At 27.8% G+C, this 1,693-nt stretch carries 2 protein-coding genes; both read left to right on the forward strand.

The genetic code is table 11. From position 1 onward, the window contains the following. A partial coding sequence (gene purD / locus ACRDDY_RS04455; RefSeq protein ID WP_438563767.1) for a phosphoribosylamine--glycine ligase occupies positions 1-1,184 on the forward strand: 1,184 nt, incomplete at its 5' end. Between the two features lie 186 nt (positions 1,185-1,370). Then, positions 1,371-1,514, forward strand: coding sequence for a hypothetical protein (locus tag ACRDDY_RS04460; protein WP_438563768.1), 144 nt, complete (start codon positions 1,371-1,373; stop codon positions 1,512-1,514). Positions 1,515-1,693 lie beyond the last annotated feature (179 nt).

Below are 1,693 nucleotides of genomic sequence, written 5' to 3' on the forward strand. Positions count from 1 at the left end.
AAAGAGTTTCTAAAATATATGTAGCACCAGGAAATGGTGGAACAGCATCCTACGAAAAATGTGAGAATATAAATTTAGAAGATATAAATGATTTAAGAGTATTTGCTATAAATGAAGGAATAGACTTAACTATAGTAGGACCAGAAGAGCCTTTAACAAAAGGAATAGTTGATATATTTAAAAAAGATGGATTAAAAATATTTGGGCCAGCACAAAATGCTGCTATGCTTGAAGGAAGTAAAGGATTCTCTAAGGATTTTATGAAAAAATATAATGTAAGTACAGCAGAGTATGGTGTATTTTATAATGAAGAAGATGCAAATAAATATTTAGAAAATTGTAAATATCCAATAGTAATAAAAGCTGATGGACTAGCAGCGGGAAAAGGAGTTGTTATTTGTGAAAATGAAAAAATGGCAAAAGAAACTATAAGTTTATTTATGGTGGATGATATATTCAAAGGTGCAGGTAAAAAAGTAGTTATAGAAGAATTTTTAGAAGGAATAGAGGCATCAATTTTATCTATAACAGATGGGAAAAAAATAGTACCATTCTTATCAGCAAAAGACCATAAACAAATATTTGATGGAAATAGGGGACCTAATACAGGTGGAATGGGAGTAGTATCGCCTAATCCATATGTTACAGAAGAGGTATTAGGAGATTTCTATAAAAATATAATGGATAAAACTCTAGTAGGAATACAAAATGAAAATATGGACTTTAAAGGAATTATTTTCTTTGGAATAATGATAACTAAAGAAGGGGTAAAACTTTTAGAATATAATGTGAGAATGGGAGACCCTGAAACACAATCGGTACTTTCATTAATGGAAAATGACTTTTTAGAAGTAATAGAAAAAGCATTAGATGAAAAGCTTAATGAAGTAGAAATGAAATGGAAAGAAGGTTACTGTATAAACGTGGTATTCTCGTCAGAAGGTTATCCTGCAAAAGCTAAAACAGGATATGAAATAGAAATAGAAAAAGATGTATTTAAAGACGTGTTTATAGCAGGAGCTAAGAGAGAAGAAGAGAAGTTTATAACTATAGGGGGAAGAGTACTTTCAGTTGTAGGTAATGGAAAAGACTTAGAAGAAGCTTATAAAAATGTATATGAAAAGACTGAAAAAATAAAATTTAAAGGGGCTTACTATAGAAAAGATATAGGAAAGGTAAAATAAGAAAAAGTGAATACTTTTAAGAGGTATTCACTTTTAAAAATTAAAAAATAAAAATATAGTAAAAATAGTGATAAAATGGTAAAAATAGTATATAATTAAATGGTAGATTAAATGTTTACATGGGGAATAAAAAAAGGTAAATTGGAGAAAATAATTTTAAATTTATAGTATTAGGAGGTTTAAGTAATGGATTACAACAATATACCAGGATTAGATAGCTATGTAGCTAAATATATGGATGAAAATGGGTGCAGCTTTGAGCAGGCATGTGAAGAATTAGAAATTGATAAAAATAATGTCTTCAATCAAGGTGGAACCAATTTAGAATAATGAAAAGTTAAGAATGAAAAGTTAAGAATGAAAAGTTAAGAATGAAAAGTTAAGAATGAAAAATTAAAAATTAATGATAAAACTCGCTTAGGCGAGTTTTTTAATTTGTAAAGTTAGGAATGTAGCTTATATTAATCTCTTTTTTGGTTTATAATTATAATATAGAAAGATGATTTATG

Source organism: Clostridium sp., assembly GCF_051656525.1.
In the GTDB taxonomy this organism is placed as follows: domain Bacteria; phylum Bacillota; class Clostridia; order Clostridiales; family Clostridiaceae; genus Clostridium.

Excerpts from the sequence above, each read along its gene's own strand:
- ACRDDY_RS04460 (WP_438563768.1), top strand. The coding sequence starts at position 1,371 with ATGGATTACAACAATATACCAGGATTAGATAGCTATGTAGCTAAATAT.